The sequence below is a fragment of the Vibrio sp. 2-Bac 85 genome (assembly GCF_037546705.1).
GTDB lineage: Bacteria > Pseudomonadota > Gammaproteobacteria > Enterobacterales > Psychromonadaceae > Psychromonas.
The window spans coordinates 1-21,321 of record NZ_JALAAB010000003.1; the positions used below are offsets into that span (position 1 = coordinate 1).

Here is a 21,321-nt window from a genome sequence, read left to right on the forward strand (position 1 = left end):
GCTTCTTGGGCAGCCAAATCTTGCTTTGGGTGCTTCGAACGAGAAGTTATCCAAACGATACCTAGCTCTTTCATTAAACGGTAAATATTTCTTACACAGTAATTTACATTAAAGGTTTCTTGGATATATTTTTGAATGTCTTTACCCATTAAACGACCTCCCTGCGCTTTGACAGCATGACTTATTACGTATTCTTTTAATTGAGCTTTTTGCTCATTACTTAAACGAGAAGGCTGACCAGTAGCTTGCTTTAATGCTAACGCATCAAATCCACCCGATAGATATTTTGTTATCCATTCGTTAACTAATCGACGACTTACATTCAATATCTTAGCAATGGATGTTCTAGAGTGACCATCATGGAACTTTTGCACAGCCAAATAGCGCAGTTTAAGGCTAGCATTATTTGTGTATGGAATTTTTATTTTAGAAATATTATTCATATGATAATCGAGCAATTAATGGTGAATGAATAATACCACATTAGATCACCAATTAAATTCCTTTGGTATTATACACTGTTGGCGGAGTGGATGGAATTTGAATACGTGAACTCTGGCGAGACAGGTCGCGTGCTCTAATAAAGAGTTAACCAACTGAACTACTGCAGATGAGAGTATATGAATATTTTTAGTGAAATTTGATAGATTTTTTAGGAAGTAACTTTTATACACTGTTGGCGGAGTGGACGAGATTTGAATACGTGAACCCTGACGAGATAGGCCGCGTGCTCTAATAAAGAGTCAACCAACTGAGCTATTACTCATTAGAGTAATAATAGTTTAATTTTCTATGGGATTTTTTGTTTAAGAATTAATTATTAGAATTTATCTGGAAATAACTTTTATACACTGTTGGCGGAGTGGACGGGACTCGAACCCGCGACCCCCGGCGTGACAGGCCGGTATTCTAACCAACTGAACTACCACTCCTCCGAGTGTATAACAGTTTTGTCTCTTTACGGTGTTAACCGCCGGCGTGACAGGCCGCTTATATTAGACAAGAGTCTAACCAACTGAACTAGCACTCTTCCGAGTGTATAACAGTTTTACCACTTTATTTTAAATCGTTGTGATCTCGATTAAACACACTGTTGGCGGAGTGGACGGGACTCGAACCCGCGACCCCCGGCGTGACAGGCCGGTATTCTAACCAACTGAACTACCACTCCACGAGTGTGTTACAGTTATTTCTTTATAAATTAATACTGGTGAAATAAACCATTTAGCTTTCATATAATACTGTTGGCGGAGTGGACGGGACTCGAACCCGCGACCCCCGGCGTGACAGGCCGGTATTCTAACCAACTGAACTACCACTCCACTGGAGTATTACAGTTCAAGCTTTTGATAATTATCTATTACATTTGCAAGCAAATGAGTTGGCGGAGTGGACGGGACTCGAACCCGCGACCCCCGGCGTGACAGGCCGGTATTCTAACCAACTGAACTACCACTCCACGTGACAATCATCAGTTCAACTTTAGATTTTGCTAGATAGTATTGCCAACCTTAAATTTATAAAACTGAATTTATAAAAAAATGTTGGCGGAGTGGACGGGACTCGAACCCGCGACCCCCGGCGTGACAGGCCGGTATTCTAACCAACTGAACTACCACTCCAGCAAAATCAACGTTACATAATATGCAACTCCGTTGAGGCGCAGATAATACGGAGTTGCAGGTACTGAGTCAATAACGAAAAACAAAAAAAACATAATATTTACAAGGTAATTGGTCTAAGTGCTTATTTTATGTTCATAGCGTTTGTTTTTTAGCTTATTTATTTTATTTTTTAGTCGGTTTAGGTTCATCAATGATCAATTCATCTAATGATAATCCATTATCTGCAGCTAGCTTTTTTTGTTTTCTTTTGAGAAAAAACATCACTGCGAGCACTGCTATTACAATTAACAACGCAAATGAGGCTATTAATATCCATAGGTATTGGAATGGTTGCTCTGTTGCTTCACCCGTCGCTTCTGCTCCTGAAATAGTTGCAGTGGCCTCTGAAGTGATCGGTAATAGTGAACTTACCTCTGGGATTTCAGGTGCTGGCGCTATTAATTCAAAGCTTTGATCAGGCAGTTTAAAGTTAATTTCACGACCATCTACCGTGGTTGCAAATACTTTTCCAGCGTAAGTGTAATTACCGTAAGCGAGTGGCAAATCAACGACAAGTGTATTACTTGCTTCTTTTTGGTCTGAGAAGTTTACGATAGATTGTTGTGTTTGTGGATTATCAACACTACTGATCATGGCATCGATGGTAATTGAGCTAGGGACTATTTCAGATTCATCTGCAATTAACGTTAATTGTGCGCTACTCGCATTCTCTGCGGCTGGTTGTATTGTGTAGGTTAATGGTTGCGGAAAGACAACAATGTCTTTGTTCACGTTACGAATAAAAATATTATTTTTAGTCTTAATATTCAGCAAATACCGACCAGGATCTAAGTCCATGAAAAAATCAGTCGTTAGCTCTCCGTCAAAAGGGAATGAATCATAATATTGGCCATCGTCTCTATATAATGAGACTACTTTTTTCAGATCGCTAACAATAGAAACTGTTAACTTTGCATATTTCAAATAATCTTTGTTAGTCATTATCTGCCCATCTTTAATCAAAGATACATGGGATGTCAGATATTCACTATTGTAAATTTTAAGCGGTAATTTATTGATCTTCAATGTAATAGGATTTAATAGCTGAATTCTATTATTCCCATTTAGCATTGCAATAGCTTGCCATGGACCGGGCATCGGGTTTTGAATGGTTATAATATCTTGGCTGTTATTATGGAACCAGGCAACACTTTCTTCAGGGTGGCGGCGAGCAAATAATTTACTGCCATCGGGTTGTACCAACACTGTCTTTTGCGGGCGTTTAGGGTGATTTAAGATAATTGTTACTTGTTCAGTATTAGGGTCAATTCTAAAGCGGTTATCAAGTAGTGGAATGTCATTGGGCGCATAGATCGTATGTGCAAAAGAGCTGACAACAGCCAGCATTAATAATGTAAATACAATCCAACTTTTATTGATTACCGCCACAAGCAGCTCCCTGATTTTTCTACTAAATCCAAACGTGATTCATGCGCTTTTAACTCTTCTTGGTTCGCATGAATAATAGATAAAGGTGATAAATTTTGACGTAAACGTCGACCAGTATCATTTTTACCTGACTCATTATTGGCTAAATTTAAGTCTTTTTGACCACCTGACATTAGTAGATAAACATCTGCTAATATTTCCGCATCTAATAAAGCGCCATGTAATACTCGGTGCTTATTATCAATACCATAACGGTCACATAAAATATCAAGATTATTCCGTTTACCGGGAAACATCTTTTTAGCCATCTCTAATGTATCGGTAACTGTGGCTATTTCTTCAGTAGGTTGTGTCTTTTTATTTAAAAAACGGAATTCTTGATCCATAAAGCCAACATCAAAGGGCGCATTATGGATAACTAAGTCTGCACCTTTAATAAAATCAATGAACCCATCTGCGATTTCCGCAAAGCGAGGTTTATCATATAAAAACTCATCGGTAATTCCATGGACGGCCATCGCTTCCGGATCAATTAACATATCCGGTTGTATATAAACGTGGTAGTGGCGACCGGTTAAGCGACGATTAATAACCTCAACACAACCAATTTCAATAATACGATGCCCTACATAAATGAGACCATCTTTGTTCATACCTGTGGTTTCAGTATCCAGTACAACTTGGCGGGTGAGTTTACTTGTGTTCATAGACATCTCTATTTATAGTTGCTGCGTGTTTAAGCTGAATGTTAGCTTACTAGTCTAACAAATTTATGTGATGGTAATAATGAAAAAAATCCAACTTTATACAGATGGCTCATGTCTTGGTAACCCTGGTCCGGGTGGTTATGGTGCTATTTTAGTTTTTAATGAGCACCGCCGTGAACTCTCTGAAGGTTATGCGAGAACCACTAATAATCGAATGGAGATGCTGGCCTGTGTGAAAGGGTTAGAGAGTTTGACTGAAGTTTGTGAGGTGGATGTAACAACAGATAGCCAATATGTTCGTCAAGGCATTACACAATGGATACATAATTGGAAAAAACGTGGTTGGAAAACAGCAGCTAAAGCGCCAGTAAAAAATGTAGATTTATGGAAAGCGTTAGATGCTGCTCAAGAGAAACACACGGTAAGGTGGCATTGGGTTAAAGGGCATTCAGGACATCCTGAAAATGAACGTTGTGACGATTTAGCGCGAGAAGCCGCAGAGGCTAAACCAACTCAAAAAGATGAAGGTTATGTAGAATAGTATTCACTGCAACTGCGAATAATATTGTTAATCGCGCAAAAGAACTGTTTAGGTGTTTTTTGAGTGAGATTGTTTAGTAGTAACTGGTTGATTATTAATAATTCGTCGTTTAAATTCAAACCCTAATTTGATCGGCGTCATTGGTGTGGTTTGTTTTTTCGCAACCATGAAATAAACGCTACAGAAAAAAGGTAAATAACGACGTCCAAAGTTTCCTAAATGAGTCATGATAGGACCTTTGGGCTGTGCTAATAAACAATCAAAGTACTGTTTTTCTTTTATTTCAAACCCTAAAACATGTAACCAATCGATAACTCGATTAGGTGAAAAGAGGCGCGCGGTATGTTGATCATTAGGTGTTAATAATGTTCGACACCCAAAAAAGCTGTAGGGGTTATAACCACTGATTATCAAGGTACCATCGAGTGTTAAGATGCGATCGATTTCTCTTAATAATTGATGCGGATCGCTAGAAAAATCTAATTCGTGCACTAAAATGCACAGGTCGATGGTGGCGTTTTGAAAAGGTAAATGTTGTAAATCGCTTTGTAAACCAATATCTTCTCCATCCTCTGCGCAATTTATTTGATGGCGAATAGGGCAATTATCGGTTTTTAATTGCGTACTTAGATGCCCTAGTTTTAATAAGTGATAACCAAAGCAATGTGAGATGGCATCCTTAACAAGGTCTTGAGTTTGTGCCTGCAGACGTTGCCCGTTACTTAACTGTAACCAGTCCGTAATTGGAGTTAAGATACGTGATGTTTTTGCTGTTTTCATGTGCCTCCACTCCTAAACTTTAAAGTTGAGAAAAATTATGTTTAGCGTTTTAACTATTGCTGCATTTAATGATAACTATATTTGGCTTATTAAAGATAGTCAAAGCCAGCGCTGTGTTGTGGTCGATCCCGGAGATGCAGCGCCTGTTCTTGAAATTTTAGCTGCACAAGAGTTAGTCATTGAAGCAATTATTATTACTCATCATCACCATGACCATATTGGCGGTGTGAAAGATTTATTATCAGACAACCCTAATATTAAAGTGTTTGCTAAGCAACCTCTGTTTGATCAAGTTAATTTAGTAGGTGAAGATGCTGATGTGAGTTTTTTTGATGACAGGCTAACCTTTAAAGTATGGCAAGTGCCTGGACACACCTTGGATCATATTGTTTATTTTAATGATCAAATGTTATTTTGCGGTGATACTTTATTTTCAGCTGGCTGTGGGCGAGTATTTGAAGGCTCACATCAACAAATGTACAGCGCATTATCACGTTTAAGTACGTTGAATGATGAGACTAAAGTATATTGTGCTCATGAATATACGCAGAATAATCTTATTTTTGCTCTGCAGGTTGACCCAACCAACAATGATTTGCTCGCTTATATTAAACAAGTAAGTAAATTACGTCAGCAGGGACTGCCTTCTATTCCAACTACGATCAAGTGTGAGAAAGCGATTAATCCTTTTTTACGTACTTCCGATACTGCATTAGTTAATAATCTACAAAACTTACTTGCAAAACCTATTGAGGCTGGATTGCCATGCTTTGCAGCATTACGTATTTACAAAGATAACTTTTGATCGTTTATTAGATTCTAATATTGGCTCAATTTAAAAGTAGGTACGGCTGCATTTGTACCTATCTGGTTTACTTTTTATCAATGGCTCGACTATGAAACTATTTTTTCCTTTATTTTTTATTTTATTATTGAGCGCTTGTCAAAGTACTTCCTTTCAAACCGCCAATTTCCCAGAAGAAACCATCTTCAATCAAGAACGAAATGAATTGGAAGAGCAAGATGATGAAGAAGGATTAACTAATCTTGTTGAAATTGAAAGCAGCCAAGTAATAGAGGGGCTATCAAAAAAGCATTATGATAATTTGTGGCTTAAATTAGCGGAAGGTTTTGATTTTGAAGTGCCTGATAACTCTCGAATAGCAATACAGCGTGATTATTATCTTCGCCACCCTAAATATTTACAACAAGTTTCAAAGCGTGCTGAGCCATTTTTATGGTTGATCGTCGAACAAATTGAAGCCAATAATTTACCATTCGAATTGGCTTTGTTGCCGGTTGTTGAAAGTACTTTTGACCCCTATGCATACTCCTATGCTGGCGCTTCTGGTTTGTGGCAATTTATGCCAATTTCCGGGGCGCGTTTTGGTTTACGTCAGGATTGGTGGTATGACGGACGCCGTGATGTATATGCTTCGACGCGTGGTGCTTTGCGATATATGCAAATTTTACATCGTTATTTAGGTAATGATTGGTTGTATGCTTTTGCGGCTTATAATTCTGGTGAAGGCAGAGTGGAGCGTGCTATTTCCAAAAACAGAAAAGCAGGCATGCCGGTTGATTATTGGAATTTAGATTTACCTAAGGAAACAGAAAAATATGTGCCTAAATTTTTGGCCTTAGTAGATATTCTCAGAAACCATGAAAAATACGATATCGACCTACCTTTTATTCCTAATAAACAGGCATTAACTTATGTTGATATTGGATCACAAATCGACCTTTCCTATGCTGCTGAATTAGCCGAATTAAGTCTTGCAGAGGTTCAACTGTTAAATCCTGCATTCAATCACTGGGCGACCTCACCTGATGGGCCTCATAAATTACTATTGCCAAGTGTTGTGGCAAAAGAGTTTTCTAATAAACTGGCCAAAGTTGATAAAAATAAGCGTATTCGGTGGGATCGTTACCGCGTTAAATCCGGTGATAGCCTGAGTATGATTGCGCAAAGGAATAAAACAACAACGAGTGTATTAAAACAAATCAATGATTTAAACAGCTCTTTTATCAAAATTGGACAACCTCTTTTAATCCCTATCGCTAGTGCTTCGCAACAACAATATTTATCTTTACAGGCAAAACGTTTACAAGATCAAGAATCTAGTCAACAGCTCACTAAGAAAAAAGTGACTCATAAAGTCATTGAAGGAGATACGCTTTGGGATATCAGCCGTCGATATAAAGTAACCTCTCAGCAAATAGCTAAGTGGAATGGTTTAAAAGTGAAACAAACACTCCGTTTGGGGCAAACGTTAAAGATTTGGAAAGCATCTTCTGTTAATACTTTTGCTAATACTAAAAAAATTACGCGCCATGTTACCTATCATGTACGGACAGGTGATTCTCTAGGCGGGATTGCTAATAAATTCAATGTTAAAACTGCTGATTTGGTACGTTGGAATAATATTAAAAATAGCAGAATGATTAAGCCTGGGCAGAAAATAAAAGTGTATGTTGATGTGAAAAAGTCGGATACCTAATTATTTACAGGGTAATTATCAAGTCTACAATCGCTTGTCATCTTCAGTGCTCGTATTACATTTTAATCGTTGCTGTTTGATATCTTATGGGTAACTACATAGCTACTTAAGTAATTAGTACCTAACATTTAACAAATAAGAACCTGCAAGCCATAAGACGAGCAGGATTTAGGTATGAGTAGAAGATTAAAAGGGGTGGTTGTAAAACAAACAATTAAACTTTGCTCAACCCGTCAACCGCTTTAGATACCTTTTGCGCTCCGGATTGAACATCATGCATTATTGCTTCCATTGCACTTATTTGAGCTCGATTTTTTTCAACAAACTCTGAAACCGAATGAATACCATCTTGGACATTTTTAGTGACGTCTTGATTATTCGCCACAACATCTGATATTTCTTTCGTTGACTCTGTTGTTCTAGACGCAAGCTGCCTGACCTCATCGGCAACCACTGCAAAACCACGGCCTTGTTCTCCTGCTCGTGCTGCTTCTATAGCCGCATTTAATGCTAATAAGTTAGTTTGATCTGCAATACTTTTGATTGTTGATACAATTGCTTGAATGTTATCCGATTGCTCACTTAGTAGGTTAATCTGCTGAGTGGCTTTATCGGTGAGTTCGGAAATATCTGCTGAGGTTTTGACTGACGATATTAGCATTGTTGATGCTTTCTCAATCATGTCCATAGTCGCTAACGAGGTGTCATGGGCGATGGTTGACGCTTCTCTTACTGATGCTTCACGCTCAATGTTATGTGTTATATCACTCGCGAATTTGATGACCTTAATTACGTGATTATTATCATCGAGAATAGGATTGTAAGTTGCTTCTAACCATAGGTCGTTACCGTAAGCGTCTTTTCTTAAAAACTGCCCACTTTTGAAGTTATTTTGTTGTAAATCTTCCCAAAAAGTAGGGTTTTCTTTGTAAAATGAGTCTTCACAAAATAGGCGGTGATGTTTGCCTTGAATACTTTTTAGATCATAACGAACTGCAGATAAAAAATTGTTATTAGCAGTAATAATATGCCCTTCAGGTGTAAATTCTATAATCGCTTGTGATTTATCAAGAGCATTAAATACCGCTTCTTTAGCTAATGAAGCTATTTTCTTTTCAGTAACATCTGCTGCAATTTTCATTACTTTAGTGACTTTTCCATCTTCTGTAATAGGAAAGTAAGTCGCTTCTAACCAGATTATATTGCCACTTTTATGCTTACGCATGAAAGTGCCTTTATTAGAGTGACCTTGTCGAAGTGACTGCCAAAATGAGGCATATTGTTCAGATTTGATATATTGAGAAAGGCACATAACAGAGTGATGCTCGCCAACAATTTCTTCTTTTTGGTATCCAGTTACATTTAAAAATAAAGGGTTAGCATCAATAATTTGGCCATCAGGAGTGAATTCGATGGTTGCTACGCTGTGCTTTATTGAATCTACAATAGAGTTAGCTGTTTTAAGCATCAATTTATGATCGCTTAACTCATTTTTTATATGCTTATTAAACATTTATTTCCATCCTATGGCTTTATCTGAGTATGATTAAACTATTGATGCACTATTGATGCACTATTGATGCACTATTGATGCACTATTGATATTAGAGACATTATTGATTATTAAGTGTTATCTGAAGAACTGTAAAAGTAGTCTAAAAAATGAATTAAACAAGATGTTATGTTTAGTATTAGATATGTTTGATATTTTAAAAAATTATATTTGTATTTCAATAGCATGAGAAACTTTGTATTAGTGAATAGCTAGCATTCTTAACGAAGAAGTAAGCAAAAGTCTGCTATGTTCCATTTATTTTAAAACTAGCTTGAGTATATTTAAAAAATAATTAGGTGATTGATAATTAGAGTTACTTCAGGTTGTAATAGGATCTTAATCGCCTGAAATGCTCGTTAGGATATTATATCTTTAGACAGTAGATTATGGATGTCTTTGATATACGTATAAGCAAGGTTTGCTTTCCATTTACCATAAAAGCTATAATTGATTTATTTCAACAATTTAAGACCTATTTTTGATTTAATAGATTTTATTTTACGCATATTTATCAGGGCCAGAGAAGATATAGATGGAACTAAATCTTGTTGTAAGCGATATACATTGGTTGAATAGTAGCGTTGAAATTGCGCTGGCAGTCATTATTTTATTTAAAGTCAAATTGTTAAGAGTGAAACTCAGTCTCTTCGCTTGCGCTGTTGTTTCTGTGATTTGGCATGGCGCAGTTCCTGATACTATTTCTGCAGGTTCCCTATCTTGGGGGTTTTTCTTAATTGAGTCTTTACGATACCTTGCTTGGGTGATTGTATTACTTTATTTATTGATGTTAGCGAGGGGAACAAAACTCCCTAATATATGGGCATATGGCTTGTATGGCACATTGTTAATCACCTTAACGCTGTTCATTTATAACATTAATAATACTGCGCTCTTTCCTTCACCTATTTTAGCGCTTTACTTTAAAATAATGCTGAGTTTATTCGGCTTTGTGGTTTGTGAGCAATTGATTAGAAGCGATCATTCTAGTCGAATGACAAAATTAGTTGCGTTAGTTGCATTTATTATTTTTTCCTACGATATAGTAGTGTTTTCACTGCTGTTACTCGATAGCGACCTTGATCAGTCTTTATGGCAAGCAAGGGCTGTGATTAGCTCTGTCACTTCTTTATTATTAGCCCTCAGTATTATATTTTATGCGGATCAATTAAAGGAAAGTAGTCGTTTCCAGTTGTCAAATAGTGTCATTCTTTTTAATACGAGTTTGACCTTGGTAGGTGTATTTTTAATCTCGATTGCTTTATTTTCTTCGGCACTAGACTACTTTAATATTAGTTGGTTAAGCGCCTCTAAAGTCATGTTATACGTTTTATCTGTCTTTTCTATTGCTGCACTTTCACTTTCAGAGAAAATACGTGAGGGATTTGTTGTTTGGACAAGTAAACATTTCTTTGCCCATAAATATGATTATAAAAAACAATGGATAAAACTAGATCTTCTGCTTTCTCAGCAACATAAAAGTCAGAATTGTTACGATGTATCATTACACGCATTAAATCAGTTATTTAATTGTGATGCAGGTGGAATTTGGGTTAAAGGTCAACAATTTTATACGTGTGTTGCTACTGCTAAATTACAATTTAGTGGACGTTTGCCGATAGAGTCTATATATAGCAATTTTATTCAAAAATTAGAGCAAGAAGAATGGGTTTACCAGGCTAACAAATTTGCTAATAAGTACGATGCACAATACAACAATGATTTACCTGACTGGATAGCAACGGTACAAAATACTTGGATCGTGCTACCACTCAATGCAGCATCGGGTTTAGTTGGTTTTGCGGTGCTTTGCAAAACAAAATTAAATGAAAATGAGAAACTAACCTGGGAAGATCTAGATTTATTAAAGCTAACGGGGCGACAAGTTGCCACCTATATTAATCAAGAGCAAGCGGCAGAAAAGTTAGTTCAAAACCAACAATTTGACATGTTTAATAAAGTCTCGGCCTTTGCCATTCATGACATTAAAAACTTAATCGCGCAGCAAGGTCTGGTGGTTAAAAATGCAGAAAAATATAAACATCACCCTGAATTTGTGGATGATGTTATTGCTACAATTGCTAATTCTGTGAAAAAAATGGATCAGTTATTAAAGAAATTAAAAGGCAGTGACGAGTTAAAAACGATTAATTTACATGAGTTATTAGCTCAAGCTGTAGCAATGAATATGAATGACTTCCCACAACCTAAACTAACCAAAACTTGCTTAGATGCAGAGGTTAAAGGGGATAGAGACAAGTTATTGATGGCTATTAACCACCTTATCAAAAATGCTCAGGATGCAACTGAAAATGAGGGGAGTGTAGAATTATTGTTAAATTGTAAAGATGATCAAATCTGGTTAGATATTATCGATACTGGTACAGGTATGGACCAAAATTTTATTAAGAATGATTTATTTCAACCTTTTAATAGTACCAAGCAGGATCAAGGGATGGGCATAGGCGCTTATCAAATACGTGAAATCATACATTCATTAAAAGGAGAGTTAATTGTCGAAAGTACACCACAGGTCGGTAGCAAGTTTTCTATCTATTTGCCTATGGCAAGTTAACGGCATTAACATTTTTATAAGATAAATATGATTTGTTTTAAGTAATTAGGGTAATCTCCTAATAACGTAATTGGGTTTAAACTAGCATTTACACTTAAATTAAAAAAGAGAGAAAAATATGAATAAATATCTACTAGCGCTTCTCTGTACTGTGATGATAAGCGGATGTGCAAAAACAGTTGTTTTACATGAAGAACCTTATTCGGATAAAGTGAAATTTTCAGAATATAAAATAGGTAATAACGACCAGTTGTTAATCAGTGTTTGGAAGAACCAAGATCTTTCTGTCACTGTTCCTGTTCGCCCTGATGGCAAAATTTCAATGCCTTTAGTGGGTGATGCTCAAGCACAAGGGTTAACACCTGAAGTGTTAGCGTCAGAGCTTGCTGATAAATTAAGTAAATTTATCCGTGCCCCTAACGTAACTGTTATTGTACTCGGTGCTAATAGTGCTTCTTATTCAAGTCGTGTACGTATTACAGGTGCAGTTAACGGCCCATTATCGATCCCTTATTACACGGATTTAAATGTTTTAGATTTAGTGTTGGAAGCTGGCGGTTTAACAGAGTTTGCAAATGCAGATGAAGCAATTTTGTACAGAAATACACCTGATGGCATCAAACCTTACCATGTTAATGTTGATGATATTTTAAACAGAGGCATTTTAGATACTAATTATCTACTTCGTCCATCTGACATTTTAATAATTCCTGAGAGTGTATTTTAAAGATGGATATTACGGAAATTTTTAAATATGTCGCCGTAACATGGCGAGAGATATGTCAGCGTAAGTTTAAAGTGGCATTTTTAATGACCATTATTAGCTTTGCTATCATGTTTGTAGGCATGTTACGACCGCCGAGTTATTCTAGTTCGATTACTATCTATGCTGATAGCCAAAATATTATCAAACCTTTATTAGGCTCGAAAGCCTCTGTCACAGAGTTAAAACAAAACAGAAGCAATCAAGTCCGAGATACTATTTATTCACCGCGTATCTTATCGGAAGTGATCGATAGCGTTTATGGTGAAGATGCGTTCCCAGCTGGCTTAGCAAAAGATATTAAAATAAGTCAAATTAGGGGTAATTTGACTGTAGCAGGTAAGTCAGGTAACTACATTCAAGTTTCTTATAAAGACGATACAGCAAGTAGAACTTTTGAAGTGCTGAACAAAGTGGTATCCGTTTTTATTGAAGATAGCGCAGATACCAAGCGTCAAGAAAGTCGAAGCGCTTATAACTTTATTGACCAACAAACCGCGTCTTATAAGGCTTTACTGTTAAAAGCAGAGGAAAAACTAAAAAGTTTCCAATCATCTAACTTTGATGGCACAGAGGAAGAAGTCAATTCTCGTATTGCTTCATTGCGCGCTTCAATTGAAGAGATGAACATACAAGTTCAAGAGAGCAACACACGAGTCTGGAACTTGCAAAAACAACTTTCTAGAGAGAATAAGTTAGTTGGTAATAACTATGAGTCTTCAGTCTATCAATCTCAATTAAGAGAGTTGAAAAAAGAAAAAGCAGCTTTGCTGATCAATTATGAAGATAGTTATCCTGCAATTGTTGATATTAATTATAAAATCAATGATTTAGAGAATACTCTCGCTGACTTGGCGAATGGCGGTCAAGCTAACAAGCCTATTAATTCTGATCTTAACCCATTATATGGCGAGTTACGGAGTTTATTATCTGCTGCAAGAATTGAGCATCAAACCCTGTTAAATCGACTTAAGGCATTTAATGAATTATTAGATGAATCCTATGAGCGACGTAAGCGCATTGCAAATAACAAAGCTGAATTGTCTGAATTAACGCGTGATTACAGTGTATTTCAACAGCAGTATGAAGAAATGCTGACTAAAAAAGAAAAAGCACGTATTTCCATGGTGTTAGATATTCAAGGTCAAGGGGTGAACTATAAACTACAAGAAGCGGCGACTTACCCAAATACGCCTATTGGCGCTCGCTTTATACACTTTTTTGCTGCGGGGCCTATTGTTGCTTTACTTATTATGATTGCTATTTTTGTTATTAAAATCATGCTTGATTCAAAAATTCGATTTACCTCTGAAATAAAAGATTTTGAAGGTGTTAGTTTATTAGCAGGTATTCCACACGCCCTTTGTAATACTGAGAAAAGACGTAATCGAGTTCATAATACTTTTCTCTTACTTTATTATATTGCTTGTTTATCTTGTTATGTCGCTATAGCTGTTGCCTACAAGTACGGTGCATCATTAACAAATATCATTGATTTTGGAGCATTTTAATATGTCTGATTCTTCTTCAAATAATTCTTCAGCTCTGCAAAGCCGTGATACCTTCACGCCTGAGTCGCTGCAACTGAGTAAGATAACGGAGATGGCTGAAACAGCCTTGCTTTCGTCAAAGGAATTGGATGAACGTAAAATTATTTATCCTGGTCTTGATGATTATAAAACGCTAAATGCTTACCGCGAATTGCGTACTAATCTATTAAATAAAATGGACAACAATAACTTTGTGTGCATGGTAACCGGGATCTCTCAAGAATCAGGTACTAGTCATGTAAGCATGAATTTAGCGACGAGTATTGCATTGGATCAAGGTAAAACCGCCTTAGTGATTGATTGTAATATTTATAAACCTCGAATTGCTTCCTATTTGAAAAACGAGCCAACGCTCGGGTTAACTAATTTGTTAGCAAGAGACACTGATGCTATTACAGATATTATTTATCCATCTGGTATTCCTAGAGTTAGGGTGATACCTGTTGGTACGAATATTATTCATGCTGCAGAGCTCTTTTCTTCACTTAATATGCAAAATTTTATTAACTCAGTTAAAAACCGCTATCCAGATCGTTTTATCATTATTGATACACCCCCCATTGGCTTATACGCGGAAACTCAGATATTAGCTTCAATTTGTGATACCGCCATTTTAGTTGTTGGGTATGGTCAATCGAACTCTTCGCAAGTGGAAGCAGGCGTCGATGCAATCGGTAAAGATAAGCTAGCTGGATTGGTTCTTAATAATCAATAGTCGATAGTGTGAATATGAAATTAAAAAAATGTAGTTTTAAATTTATAGAAACGAGCTTAATGGCATTATTGTCAAGCACCGCTATTGCAAGTGATTTGCCTGCCTCTGTGAGTGATCGTTATATCTCATTGGGTATTGAGCATGCACAGAGTGATAACATTAATAAATCGAGTGTTAATAAAGAGTCAGGATATGAGCAAACGATTGATCTTGGCTTGGGTTATTTTAATCAAACAGCAACCAACTTAACCGCACTCGATTACACTATTTATTATTCAACTTATAGCGACGATGAAACGGATGATGAAAGTGATATCTCGGGTAGCTTGAATTTATCGCAGGAGATTTTTAGTAAGAATCTGATGCTTAATTTAAGCCATTTTAGGCGTTCATATTTACTCGACCAATCAAGCAGTGATGTACCTGAAAATAGTGGAGACAGGGATGTATTCACTGTCAATCCTGTCTGGATCATTCCTTATTCAAAACGCGCCGGATTTCAACTTAGTTATAATTATATAGCAACACGTCTTAGCGATAATGATGACGATGATACAGATCGTAATATTTTTGGATTGGCTTGGTACCATAAATTAAATACTAAAACTCGCTTTGAACTTTCTAGTGATATGAGTGATGTTGAATATCGCAATACAGGGGGCGACTATCAAGAGATTAGTGTTAATGCCTCTATCGAAGGGCAATTGGTTGCCGGTACTTATTTAGTACAATTGGGTTATAGTAAATTAAGCGATGATAACAGTGATGAAACTGGTGCTATTTTCAAATTAGCTTACCAATATCAATTCGCTAAACATAACCTTTCATTGAGCGCAGAAAGAGAGTTAAGCGACTCATCTTTAGGGTTAGGTCTTGATGTGGCAGATAATGAAAGTGAAGACTTTTCCGATAGCCAATTATTATGGATAGACAGGCTCCAATTAGATCATAAATTTATTATTACAAGCCGCTTAAACAACAATAACAATATTTTTTATCAACAAGAAAAAGATATAAATACCGATGAAAAAGATCCTCGCTGGGGTTTAAGTACAGGCTTCGACTTCAAAAACACTGAAACATTAAATTCTTTTGTGTCGTTACAATATAGTGAGTCAACACTGGTTTCAGATTTCGATAAACAAATCACTAATGCCATCATAGGTGCAAAATACTTATTCCGTCCAAGGTTAAGTTTCTCATTGCAAGCTGAGTATGAAAAACAGTCTACAGCTAGTATCTCAAGTTATGATGAAATGCGTTACACAGCTAGAATTGAATTTAGGAATTAAGGAAAGATATTGAAAAATAAAAAAGCTGATACGTTACTGATAGTAGAAGATGATCTTGGCTTACAGACCCAATTGAAATGGCATTTTTCTGATTATAATGTTGTCATTGCCGCCAATCAAAAAGAAGCTATCTCTGCTATTCGTTTGCATGAGCCTAAAGTCATGATCCAAGATTTGGGGCTGCCTCCCGATGAGGATGGTGTGACCGAAGGGTTTGAATTATTGCAGCAGGCGCTTCATTTACATCCTTATATGAAAATTATTGTGATGACAGGTAATGAGGGTAATGAACATGCAATGCAGGCTGTTAAATTAGGCTCCTATGACTTTTATGCCAAACCAGTAGATGCAGATACCTTAGATCTTATCGTGCAACGTGCTTTTCATATCTATCATCTAGAAGAGAAGAATCGTCAGCTTAGCAGTCGCAGTCAAAAAGAATCAATGTTAAATGGGTTGATTGCTAGCGATACTAAGATGTTAAAAATATGCTCGATGATAGAAAAAATTGCTCCCACTGATGCGTCTTGTTTATTGATTGGTGAAAGTGGAACGGGTAAAGAAGTTATCGCTAATTCTCTGCATCAACTTAGTTTGCGAAAAGATCATAAGATGATAGCGATAAATTGTGCAGCTATCCCTGAAAACTTGATTGAAAGTGAACTCTTTGGTTATGAAAAAGGTGCATTTACCGGTGCAGTTAAAAGTACTGTCGGTAAAATTGAAATGGCGCATAAAGGGACCTTATTTCTTGATGAAATTGGTGATATGCCATTACACCTGCAAGCTAAATTATTGCGTTTTTTACAAGAGCGAGTAATAGAGCGAGTAGGTGGTCGAACGCAAATTAATATCGATACTCGTATTATATGTGCAACCCATAAAGATTTAGAAAAATTGGTCGCTACAGGTGAGTTTCGTGAAGATCTCTTTTATCGTATTGCAGAAATTCAAATAGATATACCGCCCTTAAGAGATCGTGGTTCAGATAAAATTTTATTGGCTAAATATTTACTTAATAAGTATGTAAAAAAACAGAAATTACAAATTATCGGTTTCTCGGAAGATGCGATAAATGGCATAGAAAATCATACTTGGCCTGGTAATGTGCGAGAGATGGAAAACAAAATAAAACGTGCAGCTATCATGTGTGATTTAAAATACATAAGTGCTTTAGATTTAGGATTAGTGAATGCCGATACGGCTCCGCTTAACCTAAAAGAAATTAGACGAAATGCAGAAGTAAGTGCGTTGAAGCAAGCGTTAATTGCATCTGATCATAATGTGAGTGCGGCAGCAAAATCTTTAGGTATCACGCGACCCACGCTTTATGACCTAATGAAAAAATACGATATGCAATAATTAAAATGAATTTCAACTACCTTTTATAAAAGGGAATACCATGAAAAAACATACGACAGGCATTTTGAGTTCATTTGTATTAGCAAGCTCTTTGCTTATGGTTGGCTGTGATGGAGATACTGAATCACCTAATGTTGCGGATTTGACTCAATATACTCAGCAAGGCAAAACTTATCTGGATCAGAGCCAATTTAAAGCCGCGATCAACTCTGCCAATAACGCAATTGCAGCGTATCCCAATCATATTGATGGTTATGTTATTTTAGCAAAAACCTATAATAAACTAGGGCAATCTAATCAATCAATTGAGGTTTTAAACGCTTACAAAGGCGATAAAAATGCAGACTATTACTTACTACTGTTAGAGTCTTATCAACGTAGTGGCAAGGTTATTTCTGCAAACAAGTTAATTGAACAGCATGCCGATTTGTTATCTCAAAATCCTAGTCAATTTAAGTTGTTGAAAGCAAAAATACTGTTACTTGAAGATAATGGTAAACAAGCATTGTCATTATTCAAAGAATTGCAGACGACCTCTGACTTTAAAAGCGAAGGTTTAATTGGTGAAGCACGCATTGCTGCAGCACAGAGTAATAAGCAGAATGCTCTTTCATTACTTGATAGTGCATTACAAATTGATGAAAAAAATATCGAAGGCTTAATGCTTAAAGGCTTTCTATTAATGGGTAAAGGAGATATAGAAAACGCTGAGAAGACATTGTCTTATGCACTTACTGTGATCCCGTCATCTGATATTTTCACGCCTGAACGTATTGGTATTCTAAGAGCACTAACAAGTATTCTAACTTCACAAGGGCGTAGCTCTGAAGCTTTATTATACTCACGTATATTAAGTGATGAATTTCCAACAGCAACCACTATCAACGAGCACTATGCTTCAGCACAGGAATATTACAAAAGAAAAGAGATAGCGAAAGCAAAAAAAGAGCTTTATGAAATCTTAAAAATTGATGCAAAAAATAATAAAGCGTCGACTATGTTAGGTGTTATTTTATACACAGAGGGCGATATCAACGGTGCTGAAAAATACCTGTCAGGTATGATCGACCCTGAAGTGAATACGCCACAATTAACTCAAATCTATGCAATGACGCAGCTTAAGCTAAATCAGAGTAACGATGTATTAGCGATATTAGATGATGTGATTGACTATGAAAATCGACTTGATACGTTAACACTTTATACCATTGCTGCTATTTCAGAAGGTGAGTTTGATAAAGCTGATATTGCGCTTGCTCGAATCGCAAAACTATTTCCAGATTCTTCTCAACTACCTTTATTAACAAGTAGTTATATTACTGCTAAAACACCAGAACAATCACAACAAGTGCTTGATGTATTAGCAAAAGGTCTGCAAAAAAATGCTTCGGATTTCCCTTTGCAAACGGCTTATTTAAAAAAATTAATTGAATTAAAAGAGTTAGACAAAGCAGATCAATTTATTACTGAGCTGGCTAAGAGTGAAGGTAGTTCTACACAAACACGCTTATTAGTTGCAAATTATTATCTATACCGTAATCAATTCTCGCTTGCTGAGGATCATTTTAATCGTATTATTGAAGAATCTGATAATGATGTGCAGGCTTATTACGGCTTAGCACAAAGCAAGCAAATTCAACAAGATTGGAAAGCGGCTTTTGAGCAATACGATAAAATAATTACGCTATATCCAGACCAATTAAGAGCTTATTATGGTGCGGTTGTTAGCCTTAAGCAGCAGCAAAAAGATCCTCTAACGGTTGGTACCTACTTATCCAATAAACATAAGGCTAATATTTTAGCGTTAGTATTAGCTGATTATCAGTATCAAAGTAATAATTTAACCGAAGCAGATCAGTTGGTTAAAACTGCATCGAATTTACCCGTTGAGTTAAAAGATAAAGCCGATCAACTACAACAACAAATAAGTAATGTAAGAATTATTATGGCAATGCAAGAGGGGAATTACCCTGTTGCGAGGGAGTTAACATTAGCGCAATTGCAATTAACGCCTGAACAACCATTGTTCTTAATTAGGCTGGCTACAATTGAGACGCGTTCAGGGCAATATACGGAAGCTGATAAAGTATTGAAGCAGATAGAATCTATGTTGCCGGACAATCCTCAAGTTGTACTTTTACAGGCTCAATTAGCATTAGCACAGAAAGATAAAGTCAAAGCTGAGCAGTTATTAAAAGCTGAATGGAATAAAAGTGCAACAGAGGAAATTGCTCTTGAGTTATATAACTTTTATAAAGTTGAAGATAATGTAAAAGCGCGTGATTTATTAGCTAAATGGAAAGAAAAATCACCTAACAGTGTTTATGCAAATTTAAATGATGGCATGGTATTGCAAGGTGAAGGTAATAATACAGCAGCGATAGCGGCTTATGAGAAAGTTCTATCGGTTGCTCCTAATCAAGTAGCTAGCTTGAATAATGCAGCTTGGTTATATTCATTAAGTGGTGATCCTAAAGCCGAGGTAATGGCTGAAAGGGCTTATAAAGTCGCACCGAATAATGGTGCTGTTTTAGATACTTACGGTTGGATCTTATATCAGGCGGGTAAATATGAACAAGCAAAACCAATACTCAAAAAAGCGTTAGAATTAATGCCAAATGATGCTGAAATTAAAAAGCATTGGTCTTTAGTTTCTGAAAAATAATAAATTAGTTTAAAAAGTAATATTGTAAAAAGCCCCTCAATCGTTATAAACAATGATTGAGGGGCTTTCTTTTTACATGAACATGAACATGAATATTTACTTCGTTTGCTTTATTTTTTTAAATGAACCAAGTCTTGAAAGGTCTTGCAGTGCAATTGTTTATTCTTACTCAAAAACAGATCTAGTTTATGTAAAGAGTAAGGAGCAAGGCTTTTGGGATGCCCCATGATATTAAATATCCCCTTAGCATCCCCTTGCTTAAGGTGCCTATGAAATGCACTTTGTAGTTGTCCAGCTTTCGCGCCATCGATCATAACGGGGCCATAAGTACTCTGTGTTAGCCTTTGAAAGTAATAGTGATTATTCGCTACCATTGCTTGGCCATCACCAAAGGGTTTGAATTGCTTACTTGAGAATTTTTTGTGAAAAGCAAGTTTCCAGAAAAATAAAGGAGAAGTTTTAAAGGCACTGATCGGTAATTCAACAAACTCTCCAGATTGCTCTGGTAGCAATGGATCGTTAGAGAAAGTCCAAGAGGGTTGTTGTGGCATACCTTTAAAGTCAAAGTGTCTGGTTGGATCCGATGAATAACCCTGATTAAAGACCGTACTATCTAACCAAATTCCATTATTTAGCAAAGCCTGTTTAATTTTGATAAATGGCTGTAAGCACCAACCCCCAGCTCGATAAGCAAAAATAGGACGATGGCTACACAGTTGTAATTCAGCTTTGTAAGTGCTTACTATCTCTTCTATTTCTTGTTCAGAAAAGTCATGTAAACGATAGCGACTTGTATCAATCTGCCAACCGGTTTGATCATAAACACTATCAAACCAATGCGGGTGAATATGCAGTTGTATATCGTGGCCTGCTTCGGATAGTGATAATAATTGTTTTTGAATCTCGTTATATTGTTCTTTAAGTTCAGGGAACTGATTGGAATACTCTTTTAATTTAACAAGAAAACCCGCATCGACAAATAAGCAAACTTTACTATTGTGTTTATCTAAAATAGTGATTAATTGCTTCGTAGGTTTCAGCATACAATTTTCAACTGAGCCTGGATTTTTACCAAAAAATAATTCGTAATCTAAGCTTATTAAATAGTCTACTGTCTGCATTGTTAGATTCCCTGTTATTTGTAGTGACTTAACGTAATAAAATGAGTATTTTATCTTTATATGCGGAAAAGGTGGTATTAAATTGTGTTAATATTTACATCTTAATTTTGACTCCGTGCGATGGAAGCGAAAGATGTCATTATA

General features: G+C 36.3%; 16 protein-coding genes and 5 tRNA genes. 10 read left to right on the forward strand and 11 right to left on the reverse strand.

All coding sequences use genetic code 11. From position 1 onward, the window contains the following. The 8 genes from MT390_RS04380 to dnaQ all read right to left on the reverse strand — a co-directional run. Nucleotides 1-443, reverse strand: a 443-nt coding sequence (locus MT390_RS04380; RefSeq protein ID WP_499439812.1) for a helix-turn-helix domain-containing protein, incomplete at its 3' end; no start/stop codon positions are given. A 412-nt stretch (nt 444-855) separates the two neighbouring features. Continuing rightward, nucleotides 856-932: transfer RNA gene (locus MT390_RS04385), tRNA-Asp, on the reverse strand. A gap of 162 nt (nt 933-1,094) precedes the next feature. Then, a tRNA-Asp gene (locus MT390_RS04390) sits at nt 1,095-1,171 on the reverse strand. Nucleotides 1,172-1,245: 74 nt separating this feature from the next. Further along, nucleotides 1,246-1,322 (reverse strand) — tRNA-Asp (locus MT390_RS04395). Between the two features lie 60 nt (nt 1,323-1,382). Next, nucleotides 1,383-1,459 (reverse strand) — tRNA-Asp (locus MT390_RS04400). Nucleotides 1,460-1,545: 86 nt separating this feature from the next. Beyond that, nucleotides 1,546-1,622, reverse strand: a tRNA-Asp gene (locus MT390_RS04405). A 165-nt stretch (nt 1,623-1,787) separates the two neighbouring features. Beyond that, nucleotides 1,788-3,053 carry a hypothetical protein gene (locus MT390_RS04410; RefSeq protein WP_499439813.1) on the reverse strand — a complete coding sequence of 422 codons (1,266 nt, stop codon included), beginning with the start codon at nt 3,051-3,053 and terminating at the stop codon, nt 1,788-1,790. Continuing rightward, on the reverse strand, nt 3,044-3,760 hold the full coding sequence (gene dnaQ / locus MT390_RS04415) for a DNA polymerase III subunit epsilon (RefSeq protein ID WP_028867337.1): 717 nt from the start codon (nt 3,758-3,760) through the stop codon (nt 3,044-3,046). The genes MT390_RS04410 and dnaQ overlap by 10 nt, the downstream gene beginning before the upstream one ends. Nucleotides 3,761-3,836: 76 nt before the next feature. Between dnaQ and rnhA the strand changes: the two genes are divergently transcribed. Further along, nucleotides 3,837-4,301, forward strand: coding sequence for a ribonuclease HI (gene rnhA, locus MT390_RS04420; RefSeq protein WP_499440067.1), 465 nt, complete (start codon nt 3,837-3,839; stop codon nt 4,299-4,301). Nucleotides 4,302-4,349: 48 nt separating this feature from the next. Here the strand turns inward: rnhA and MT390_RS04425 are convergent, their stop codons facing one another. Beyond that, complete coding sequence (locus tag MT390_RS04425; protein WP_499439815.1) at nt 4,350-5,081, reverse strand: methyltransferase domain-containing protein; 732 nt, start codon at nt 5,079-5,081, stop codon at nt 4,350-4,352. A gap of 37 nt (nt 5,082-5,118) precedes the next feature. Here MT390_RS04425 and gloB point away from each other — a divergent pair, with 37 nt between their 5' ends. Continuing rightward, nucleotides 5,119-5,886, forward strand: a complete 768-nt coding sequence (gene gloB / locus MT390_RS04430) for a hydroxyacylglutathione hydrolase (protein ID WP_499439817.1) — start codon at nt 5,119-5,121, stop codon at nt 5,884-5,886. A gap of 91 nt (nt 5,887-5,977) precedes the next feature. Beyond that, a complete protein-coding gene (locus MT390_RS04435) occupies nt 5,978-7,582 on the forward strand; it encodes a LysM peptidoglycan-binding domain-containing protein (RefSeq protein ID WP_499439819.1) in 1,605 nt (534 codons plus the stop codon). A 214-nt stretch (nt 7,583-7,796) separates the two neighbouring features. On the opposite strand, the gene MT390_RS04440 is transcribed toward MT390_RS04435, so the two are convergent. Continuing rightward, the gene (locus tag MT390_RS04440; protein ID WP_499439820.1) at nt 7,797-9,095 is read right to left on the reverse strand and encodes a methyl-accepting chemotaxis protein; all 1,299 of its coding nucleotides are present in this window, start codon (nt 9,093-9,095) and stop codon (nt 7,797-7,799) included. Between the two features lie 574 nt (nt 9,096-9,669). Between MT390_RS04440 and prsK the strand changes: the two genes are divergently transcribed. The 7 genes from prsK (at nt 9,670) to MT390_RS04475 (ending at nt 20,056) form a co-directional block, all read left to right on the forward strand. After that, on the forward strand, nt 9,670-11,709 hold the full coding sequence (gene prsK / locus MT390_RS04445; RefSeq protein WP_499439822.1) for an XrtA/PEP-CTERM system histidine kinase PrsK: 2,040 nt from the start codon (nt 9,670-9,672) through the stop codon (nt 11,707-11,709). A 118-nt stretch (nt 11,710-11,827) separates the two neighbouring features. After that, a complete protein-coding gene (locus MT390_RS04450) occupies nt 11,828-12,436 on the forward strand; it encodes an XrtA/PEP-CTERM system exopolysaccharide export protein (RefSeq protein ID WP_028867344.1) in 609 nt (202 codons plus the stop codon). A 2-nt stretch (nt 12,437-12,438) separates the two neighbouring features. Beyond that, nucleotides 12,439-13,983, forward strand: a complete 1,545-nt coding sequence (locus MT390_RS04455; RefSeq protein WP_028867345.1) for an XrtA system polysaccharide chain length determinant — start codon at nt 12,439-12,441, stop codon at nt 13,981-13,983. Between the two features lies 1 nt (nt 13,984). Then, on the forward strand, nt 13,985-14,737 hold the full coding sequence (locus MT390_RS04460) for an AAA family ATPase (protein WP_028867346.1): 753 nt from the start codon (nt 13,985-13,987) through the stop codon (nt 14,735-14,737). A 14-nt stretch (nt 14,738-14,751) separates the two neighbouring features. Next, on the forward strand, nt 14,752-16,029 hold the full coding sequence (locus MT390_RS04465) for a hypothetical protein (RefSeq protein ID WP_499439824.1): 1,278 nt from the start codon (nt 14,752-14,754) through the stop codon (nt 16,027-16,029). A 9-nt stretch (nt 16,030-16,038) separates the two neighbouring features. Next, nucleotides 16,039-17,391 carry a PEP-CTERM-box response regulator transcription factor gene (gene prsR, locus MT390_RS04470; RefSeq protein WP_499439826.1) on the forward strand — a complete coding sequence of 451 codons (1,353 nt, stop codon included), beginning with the start codon at nt 16,039-16,041 and terminating at the stop codon, nt 17,389-17,391. Nucleotides 17,392-17,431: 40 nt separating this feature from the next. Further along, nucleotides 17,432-20,056, forward strand: a complete 2,625-nt coding sequence (locus MT390_RS04475; RefSeq protein ID WP_499439828.1) for a tetratricopeptide repeat protein — start codon at nt 17,432-17,434, stop codon at nt 20,054-20,056. A 110-nt stretch (nt 20,057-20,166) separates the two neighbouring features. On the opposite strand, the gene MT390_RS04480 is transcribed toward MT390_RS04475, so the two are convergent. Then, the gene (locus MT390_RS04480) at nt 20,167-21,177 is read right to left on the reverse strand and encodes a hypothetical protein (RefSeq protein ID WP_499439830.1); all 1,011 of its coding nucleotides are present in this window, start codon (nt 21,175-21,177) and stop codon (nt 20,167-20,169) included. Nucleotides 21,178-21,321 lie beyond the last annotated feature (144 nt).